General features: G+C 56.7%; 8 protein-coding genes. All 8 read left to right on the plus strand.

Features of this window, described 5'->3' with window-relative positions:
• On the plus strand, nucleotides 1–374 hold a 374-nt coding region (locus ACETWG_06905; protein ID MFB0516315.1), incomplete at its 5' end, for a hypothetical protein.
• Nucleotides 371–2446 (plus strand): glycosyltransferase, encoded by a 2076-nt coding sequence (locus ACETWG_06910; protein ID MFB0516316.1) that lies wholly within the window; start codon nucleotides 371–373, stop codon nucleotides 2444–2446. The genes ACETWG_06905 and ACETWG_06910, both read left to right, overlap by 4 nt.
• A 117-nt stretch (nucleotides 2447–2563) precedes the next feature.
• The gene (locus ACETWG_06915) at nucleotides 2564–4516 is read left to right on the plus strand and encodes an alpha/beta fold hydrolase (protein ID MFB0516317.1); all 1953 of its coding nucleotides are present in this window, start codon (nucleotides 2564–2566) and stop codon (nucleotides 4514–4516) included.
• Between the two features lie 195 nt (nucleotides 4517–4711).
• A complete protein-coding gene (locus ACETWG_06920; protein ID MFB0516318.1) occupies nucleotides 4712–5671 on the plus strand; it encodes an acetyl-CoA carboxylase carboxyltransferase subunit alpha in 960 nt (319 codons plus the stop codon).
• The gene (locus ACETWG_06925; protein ID MFB0516319.1) at nucleotides 5659–6093 is read left to right on the plus strand and encodes an acyl-CoA thioesterase; all 435 of its coding nucleotides are present in this window, start codon (nucleotides 5659–5661) and stop codon (nucleotides 6091–6093) included. Before ACETWG_06920 ends, ACETWG_06925 begins: the two co-directional genes overlap by 13 nt.
• Before the next feature lie 138 nt (nucleotides 6094–6231).
• The gene (locus tag ACETWG_06930; protein ID MFB0516320.1) at nucleotides 6232–7578 is read left to right on the plus strand and encodes a DUF5916 domain-containing protein; all 1347 of its coding nucleotides are present in this window, start codon (nucleotides 6232–6234) and stop codon (nucleotides 7576–7578) included.
• A gap of 23 nt (nucleotides 7579–7601) precedes the next feature.
• Nucleotides 7602–8810 carry a DUF5916 domain-containing protein gene (locus ACETWG_06935; GenBank protein ID MFB0516321.1) on the plus strand — a complete coding sequence of 403 codons (1209 nt, stop codon included), beginning with the start codon at nucleotides 7602–7604 and terminating at the stop codon, nucleotides 8808–8810.
• Nucleotides 8811–8878: 68 nt separating this feature from the next.
• The coding region (locus ACETWG_06940; protein MFB0516322.1) for an alpha/beta fold hydrolase at nucleotides 8879–9756 on the plus strand (878 nt) is incomplete at its 3' end.

Genomic DNA, 9756 nt, shown 5'->3' on the forward strand with positions numbered 1-9756 from the left:
TTTCCCGCCTGATACTCAGCTGGTCGGCTAATGTCTACGCCAAGGTAATCACCGGTGTTCCGGTGTGTGACCTCACCGGTGGTTTCAAGTGCTGGCGCCGGGAAGTGCTGGCCAATCTGGATATCCCCTCCATCAAGTCCGAAGGATACTCCTTCCAGATCGAGACTACCTTCCGGGCTTATCACCTCGGCTATCGCATTAAGGAATCGCCCATTATATTTGTGGATCGTACGGAAGGGGCCTCTAAAATGTCCCGCCGGATTATTTTCGAGGCGGTCTGGATGGTTCCCCGGCTGCGACTCTCCCGGATCAAGAAATTCCTGTACCGGAAATTGTTCCCACCCAAAGAGGCCGAAAGTAAGACGGAGCCATGACCCTCTCCGTCGTCGTGGTCAGTTATAACGTCCGCGAGTTCGTCAAGCAGTGTCTTCTATCACTGGGCCGGGCTCACTTCGATGGTCGGGTAGAGATCATCCTGGTGGATAACAACTCTCTCGACGGCACGGTAGAAATGGTGCAACAGCGGTTCCCCCACGTTCAGGTCATTGCGAATCGGGAGAATAGGGGCTTTGCCGCCGCTGTGAATCAGGGCATCGATGCGTCCACCGGAGAGATTGTCCTGCTCCTGAATCCCGATACGATCCTGGAAGAACAAACCCTGCAGGTCCTGTCGAACTATCTGCAGGAACACCCTGACGTGGGCTGTGTGGGGCCAAAGATCCTGAACAGTGATGGCAGTCTCCAGGAAGCCTGTAAGCGCAGTTTTCCACACCCGTGGGTGGCGCTGACCAGCCTTCTGGGCCTGGCCCGGCTCTTTCCCCGCAGCCGGCTCTTCGGTCGCTATAACCTCACCTTCCTGGACCCTGATCAGTCCCATGAAGTGGATGCCGTCAGTGGCTCCTGTATGTGTATACCCCGTCGAGTAGTGAACGAAGTGGGTCTGATGGACGAATCCTTCTTCCTGTTCGGCGAAGACCTGGACTATTGCTACCGCATCCATCAGGCAGGCTATGCAGTGGTCTATCATCCGGCTACCCAGATCATCCACTATAAAGGCGAAAGTGTTAAATCCGCGCCCTTCGATAACCTGAGAATGTTTTACGAAGCTATGGTCACATTCTCGCAAAAGTATGGCTCCGTTTATGGCGGGTTGATCATGCGCACCTTTATTCGACTGGGCATATGGTTGCGGGCCTCGCTGGCTTTCTTCCGCAGCTCCCTGGCCACCCTTTCTTCCCTGATTATCGACGCCGTGGTCATCGGGAGCGCTTTCTTCGCCATGATCTGTGTCCGGTTCCTGCCCGATCCGGTTTTTCACACCAGATACATGCTCGTGCTTTATGCCCCGGTGGTGGCAGTATATATTGTGTTGTGGCTGGGTATTGGGGGGCTCTTCCAGATTTACGGACGCTACGTCCTCAGCTACAGCCGGGCTCTGGTGGCCTCCCTGGTTGGATTCCTGCTCATCGCTACCTTGACCTATCTATATCGGGAGGTGGCCTATTCCCGCTTGGTGCTGGTCTCGGCCTCAGCCCTGGTAGCGGTTCTTTTACCCGGTTGGCGGCTGGTGGTGCACTTGCGGCGGGCGACTCATAAAATCGGCGACAGCTACCGCACCCAGCGCCCTACGATCTTCTCCCGGCAAGCGGTCATTCTCGGGGCCGATGACGAGGGCCAGCGAATCGCCGGCCTCCTCCGGCGACGACCGGATACCGGAATCGACCTGCTCGGCTTCATAGAGGATACGGCCTCACCAACTCCAGGAAACGTTGATGCCCCACTGCCTATCTTAGGCCGCACTGACGAGCTGCGAGACCTGGTCGGTAAACATCATTTCCGGGAAGTGATCGTGGCGGGCAATAGCTTCACCAACCAGAGGCTGATGGCGATCCTGGAACAGACCCGCGATCTGCCGCTACTCTTCCGCATCGTGCCTCATGAAGACGAGGTAATGCTGGGGAAAGCCGAAGTGGAGTACATTGGCGATCTACCGTTCGTCAGCGTTGAGGCCTCTCTCTACCGGCGTTTTCATTTGCTGTCCAAACGCCTGTTCGATATCCTTACCTCAGCTGTCTTGCTGCTGTTGCTGCTGCCGGTTTGGCCCTTTCTACGGATTTTCTGCGGATTTGAACGCCATACCATCTGGACGGTAAAAAGCAACCTGACGAGCATACACTTGCTGCAGAATGGCGGGGCTAGACTGCGGCGGCTGCCCCTGCTGTGGTACATCTTAAAGGGCAATCTGAGCTTTGTAGGCGCTGAAATAGTACCCGGTCATGAGCCGGATCCGCACCTGCTTTTCAAGCCTGGTATGACCGGACTGGCCCGATTGCGAGAAGTGCCGGAAGAACCGGATGTAGCCCAGAGCTACCAGCACTACTACCTTCAGCACCAGTCCCTCACCTTCGACCTGGAGATACTACTGAAGGCGCTGTTTCGGATCTAGCGACTGCTAATCGTTCCTATTGGTGGAGTTGAGGCAGCATAGAGCCATTTATTTCTCTAAATTTTGAATGCTAACCGATCGAACCTTAAAACCGTGCCAATTTATGGGAGGTGTCCCATGAGAAGAGGTATCTCAAGATGTTGCCCCATCGTTCTCGCTGTTGTCTTGGCAACCTCCGCCTATTCACAGGTAGAGCGCAGGGAAATCGGCAACTTGGTGCTTGAAAATATCCCTGATATACCCCAGCAGGTGGTGGAACGAATGCTTCAGTATCAGAATGTACGCTCGGCATACTTCACGGGCTGGCAGCCCGAGGGCCAGGGCCTGTATGTAGTCACCCGCTTCGGAGAGACCAGTCAGATTCATTATGTGGAGCGACCCGGGGGTGCCCGGCAACAGCTCACTTTTTTCAACGAACCGGTCAGCGGAGCGGCTATCCGGCCGGCCGGGCCCAAAGACGGTTTCCTATTCATTAAGGATGTAGGCGGGAGCGAGTTCTACCAGATCTTCTATTTCGATATACCCACTGGCGAGTATGCTATGCTTACCGATGGGTCCTCCCGCAATGGTGCTGCCCGGTGGGCAAATAAGGGTGACCGCTTTGTCTATTTCAGCACCGCCCGCAACGGCAGAGACTGGGATCTTTATATCGCTGCCGCTGATGATCCCGATCAGACCAGGATGATCCTGGAAGCGGAAGGCACCTGGTACCCGATAGATTGGAATTCTGATGACAGCGGGCTGCTGGTGGAGCAGTACGTGTCCATCAATGAGTCCTACTTCTATATCCTCGATCTGGCCAGTGGGGAGCTTACCCGGATCAATCCCTCAGATGAGAAGATCTCCTACGGTAACGCCCGCTGGGCTATAGATGGCCGGGGGATCTATTACACATCTGATGAGAACAGCGAATACCAGAGGCTGCGCTATTACGACCTGAGCACCGGCCGGTCCACGGTGCTGACTGAGGACATAGACTGGGACGTGGAGGCTTTTGAAATCTCCCATAAAGGCGATATCCTGGCTTTCGTTACCAATGAAGATGGTATCGATAAACTGCACCTGCGGAAGATTAAGGGCTGGCGTGCCCTCAAAGTGCCGGAATTGCCGGTTGGTCTCATCGGAGGTCTGGAGTTTAGCCCGGATGACAAGGAGCTGGCCCTGACCCTCAACACCCCCCAGACTCCCAGTGATACCTATTCGCTGCATATCACGAAGCAGCAGCTGACCCGGTGGACGAATAGTGAGGTAGGGGGCCTTCAGACGGAGGACTTTGTGGTCCCCGAGCTAATTCATTATCCCACTTTCGATGCGGTTGCGGACCAACCCCGCTTGATCCCCGCCTTTTATTATAAACCGGGCTCTGTGGAGCCGCCCTACCCGGTGGTCATTTATATCCACGGCGGACCGGAAGGCCAGTACCAGCCTGGATTTTCCTCGACTTTCCAATATTGGATCAATGAGCTGGGAATCGCAGTCCTGGCACCCAATGTCCGGGGTTCGTCCGGCTACGGGAAAACCTTCGTTAAGCTGGACAACGGCTACAAGCGGGAGGATTCGGTGAGAGACATCGGTGCCCTCATGGACTGGATCGCTGAGCAGCCGGAGCTGGACAACCAGCGGGTGGCCGTCTACGGCGGCTCCTACGGTGGTTATATGGTCCTGGCTTCCATGATTCATTATAACGACCGGCTCAAGACCGGCATCGAGCTGGTGGGCGTTAGCAATTTTGTCACCTTCCTTGAGAATACCCAGGATTATCGACGGGATCTACGCCGGAAGGAATATGGTGATGAGCGTGATCCTGAAATGCGCGCGTTTTTAATCGGCATCTCGCCGACCACCAACGCCCACAAAATCACCAGGCCCATGTTCATCGCCCAGGGGCTCAACGATCCCCGGGTGCCGGCAAGCGAGTCGGTGCAGATCGTTGAGGCTATCCGTAAGAATAAAGGGCAGGTGTGGTACATGCTGGCCAAGGACGAAGGCCATGGCTTCCAGAAGAAGTCCAACAGCGACTTTTACCGACAAGCCACCGTACTCTTCTGGGAGGAGTACCTGCTGAAATAGGGGGCTGCACCCCCACCGCTCGCGATGACTTCCCTTGATCGTCATTGCGAGTCCCGACCGTCAGCGTCGGGACGTGGCAATCTCTATGGCAGAACCCGAGATTGCCACAATCCCGTCTTCGACCGTGCCCGGTGATATCGGGGATGCAAAACCTTCTGGCATTTCACCCTCTCGCAGTGATAACCTTACGTCCCGATGGCTAGCAAATACGTACTCAGTTTCGAAAAACCCCTCAAGGAGCTGGAGGAGAAGATTGAGGCCACCAAGCGCACAGCTCTGGAGCGGGGTACCGACATGAGCAAGGAGATTCAAGGTCTGGAGGCCAAGCTGGAGAAGGCTGCGGCCGACTTTTACAAGAACCTCACGCGCTGGCAGCGGGTTCAGATGGCCCGGCATCCCGAGCGGCCCTATACCCTGGATTATATCGAGCGTATCACCCGCTTCTGGTTCGAAATGCATGGTGACCGCCACTACGCCGATGACAAGTCGGTGGTCGGTGGATTGGCCGCGATTGATGCTGAAAAGGTGGTGATCATCGGTCAGCAGAAAGGGCGGGGAACCCGGGACAATCTATATCGCAATTTTGGGATGCCCAACCCGGAAGGTTACCGTAAAGCCCAGCGTCTGATGCACCTGGCTGCCAAGTTCAACCGCCCGTTGATTTCCTTCATTGATACTCCTGGTGCCTATCCCGGGCTCGGGGCCGAGGAACGCGGCCAGGCCGAGGCCATCGCCCGCAACCTGATGGTCATGTCCACCCTGCCGGTGCCTATTATTATCATCGTGATCGGGGAAGGGGCTTCCGGCGGGGCACTGGGCATGGGGGTAGGTGACCGACTCCTCATGCTGGAAAACACCTGGTTCTCCGTGATCAGCCCCGAGGGGTGTGCCTCTATTCTCTATAGGGATTCCAGCAAGGCGGAGGAGGCCGCCGATGCCATGCGGATAACCCCCAGGGATCTGGTGAAAATGGGCATCTGTGATCGTGCCCTTCCGGAGCCCCTCGGCGGTGCCCACCGGGATATGGATGCCGTGGCAGCCACCGTCAAGGCCGCCATTCTGGAGACGGTGGGGGAACTGAAGGATATCCCACCGGATGAGCTGGTGGCTTCCCGGATCAAGCGCTACGAGTGCCTCGGCCAATGGCAGGAATAAACCTGGTCCATCGGCACCGCCTGCGGGTCCTCTACGCCCATACCGACCGTATGAACGTGGTCTACTACAGCCGCTACTACGAGTATTTCGAATCGGCCCGTAGCGCTCTCCTCAGAGATATTCAATTTCCCTACCGGCAGATGGAGCGGGAAGGGATCTTCCTGCCGGTAGTGGAGAGCCATTGCCGCTACTACCGCCCCGCTACCTACGAAGACCTGCTCACTATCGAGACCCGCCTGGAAGAGGAGCCGAAGGTGAAAATCAGGCTCTCCTATCGGGTATACAAAGATGGGGAAGAGCAGCCCATCGCCGAAGGGTACACCGTTCATTCCTTCGTCAATCAGGATCGCAGGCCGGTGGAGGTGCCGGAAGCCTTCCTGGCCTGTGTCCGCAAATACGCCGGGCAGCTGCTGGAAGATTAAGGGCAACTCTGTCCCTGACAACCTTTTCCCTAAGGGAAGCGTCCAACAGTCAGGTAACCATTCGACGCTGATAAAGCCATCATAACCGCGTGGTCCGATATGATATTGCCATCGTTCGCGGCAACATATGGATATGCCATGAAATATTGCCCATCCCTCATCCTGGTCTGCTTCCTCGCAACCACATCGGCGCTCGCCGCAGACAGCCAGGATAACAATCAGCCCGCCATCGAGGCCGTCCGGGTCGTGGAAACGATCACCATCGACGGCCTGCTCCAGGAAGCGGTCTGGCAGCGCGAGGGCTACTCCCGACTGATCCAACGCGATCCCATCGAAGGTGCCGAGCCTACTGAGCTGACAGCCGTGCTTATCGCTTACAACGAAGACGGCCTCTATGTGGCCGGCACCTGCCATCACTCCGGTCCCGACTCCATCGTGGGGGGCCTGGCGCGCAGAGACGAATACGTGGAGTCCGACTGGTTCTGGTTCTGGATCGATCCCAACTACGACCGCCAGAACGGCTTCGGCTTCGCCGTCAATCCCGATGGGTCCATCATAGATCAGCGACTCTACCGGGACATTCTCAGCGATGATGATTGGGATGGCGTGTGGGAGGCCGCCGCCAAAAGCGACAGCGACCGCTGGACCTTCGAGATGCTCATACCCTTCTCTCAGCTGCGGTTCGACAAGCAGGAGACCTATACCTGGGGTGTGAATTTCAAGCGCTACATCCTCTCCAACGCCGAGCACGACTACTTCGTGATGGTTCCCAAGGATGAGAGCGGCTTTGTCTCCCGGTTCGGGCGGTTGACGGGTCTGGAAGGTATCGAACCACCGGCGCGCCTATTCGTCTCCCCTTACGCCATGGGAAAGCTCAACGACTTTCCCGGCACGAAAGGAAACCCGTTCTACCGGGACATGCGCACCGGTAGAAACCTGGGTCTGGACATCAAGTACGGCCTCACGGGTAACCTCACCCTGGACCTGGCTATCAATCCCGATTTCGGCCAGGCGGAAGTCGATCCGGCCGTTATCAACCTCTCCGCCTTCGAGACTTTCTACTCGGAAAAGCGAGCCTTCTTCCTGGAGGGATCGGACATATTCCGTTTCGGCGCTACGCCCACCGGCGGGGTCTGGGGCTGCTACTGGGCGGGTCCCAATATCTTCTACAGCCGCCGCATCGGGCGCCGACCCGCCAGCAGCCCGGTGCATGAGGGCGATGTATACGCCCCGCAACAAACCACCGTTCTGGGCGCCGCCAAAGTCAGCGGAAAAATCAGAAACTGGTCCCTGGGCAGTATTAACGCCGTGACCCAGCGGGAGTACGCCCAGGTCGATTCTGAAAGTGTCCGCTTCGATGACGAAATCGAACCCGCCGCTTTTTACGGCATCTACCGCGGCATCGGCGAATTCAACGAGGGGAGACAGGGCCTGGGTTTCATCCTCACCTATGTCGATCGCAACCAGGATCTCCCCGCGCCCTGACGGATATCAATAACAACCGCGCCATGGTCGCCGGCACCGACGGTTGGTCCTTCCTCGGGGAAAACCGGAACTGGGCCTTCATCGGCCAGATGGCCTACTCCCGGGTCGACGGCACTCGGGAGCGCATCAGCCGGCTCCAGCAATCCCCCCAGCATTACTACCAGCGACCCGATTTCGAAACCGTATCCCTGGATACCAACCGCACCTTCCTCGACGGTTACATGGGACGGTTCGGCCTGCACAATATTGGCGGTAATTGGCATTTCCAGACGGCCTTGGGAATCATTTCCCCCGGCTTTGATGTCAACGATCTGGGCTATAACTCTTACGGCAACCTCATCAACATGCACGTGGTGGCTGGCTATCGGTGGCTGGAGCCGACTCCCTGGTATCGACACATCAGTCTGTACGGAATGACTTCTCGCAACTTCGATTTCGACGGTAATCGGTTGTTTGCGCAATATTATCACTCGGGAACCTTTATCACGCTGAACTACATCAGTGTCAATTGGTCGATCCAGCTCACCCCGGAAGGTCTGGACCTGTTCGGTACCCGGGGCGGTCCGATCATAGCCTACCCGGCATATGCCATTGGCTTCCTGAACGCGAGCACCGACTCGCGGAAGGCCATCATGTTAAACTGCGGCTTGGCCGGCCAGTTCATGAAAGACGGTACCTACTGGCGCGAATTCAGCATTTCCGGGGTCTTCCGGCCGACATCCTCGCTTAGGCTTACGCTCGCCACTAGTTTCTTGGACATTCTGGATCGCCGGCAATGGGTGGCAAACGAGGAGGATCCGCAGGCTACTTATGGATACCACTTCGTCTTCGCGGACATCGACCAGGATCGCGTATCCGCAACATTACGGGTGGATTGGGGTATCACACCGCAGCTTTCCCTGCAGGCGTACTTCCAGCCCTTACTCGCTGTGGGAGATTATACCAACTTCAAGGAACTGAGTCGTCCGAAATCGTATGCGTTTGATCCCTATCATTTTGATGACTCCGATGACGCCAACCCTGACTTTAACAGTAAGTACTTCAAAGCCAACGTAGTTCTGCGCTGGGAATATTTGCCGGGCTCGATCCTGTATCTGGTCTGGACCCATGATCGCACCAACTACGACCGGCCGGGCCGGTTCGATTTCGCACGCGACCTCCAATCCCTCACCAAAGAGCGAGGCGACAACATCTTCTTCGTCAAGGCTTCGTACATGCTGAGCGTATATTAAGCCCCACCATACATCCGTAGTGTAGACGCGGGACAGATGCAGCCACAAATATCAGGAGGGGAATAACAATGAGGTACATACTTCTACTCGGTATCGCTCTGGCCCCCTTGCTCGTCAGCTCACTGACCTGCACGGAAAATGACTCACCAGTGCCGATCCGCGAGATGGGGATAGCAGGCAACGGTGTCACTCTGCATATGCGCATTGCCGGTGATCCGGAATCCGGGAATGTGCTCATTGCCAACCACGGCGGACCGGGTTTGTGCAGTCATTATATGGCCAGCCTGGAACAGCTGGCGGGGGAGGATTTTGCCGTCGTCACTTATGACCAGCGTGGAACCTGCCGCTCCAGCACGCCTTCCAACGGCTACGATATGCTCAACTATATCGCGGATCTCGAAGCGGTACGTGCATCTGTCGGCATCGAGAAAGTGCACCTGCTGGGCCATTCCTGGGGCGGACTGGTCGCCATGATATACGCCGCCGTGCATCCTGAACACGTACGCTCGATTGTGCTTGCAAGTAGCGGGCCTCCTTCCTGGCAAGCGGTCCAGGCGGGCTATGAGTATAGGGCCCAACGTATCGCCGCCCTACAGCAACAGGGCCTGATTCCACAAATCATCACTGCATTGGAGGATATCCTGCCCGCCTATTTTTCCGATCCCGCCTTCGAGCTGCCCGATGAGCTTAAAGAAATGCATTACAATCCCGCCGTCGAGCAGCAGACCTTCACGACTCTCGGTGATTACGATTTCACGGCGGAGGTGGCGACGATAATTCACCCGGTACTTCTATTATGGGGGCAAGACGATCCCTTCGGCCTTTCGACCGGGCAGGCAGCGGCTTCGGCTCTATCGAGCGCCAAGGTCGAGTTCGTTCTACTCAAAGAGTGCGGACACTTCTGGCAGGAATGTCCGGACGAGTTTTTCTCCCGCATTCGGGAGTT

This window comes from Candidatus Neomarinimicrobiota bacterium (assembly GCA_041862535.1).
Classification (GTDB): Bacteria; Fidelibacterota; Marinisomatia; order SCGC-AAA003-L08; family TS1B11.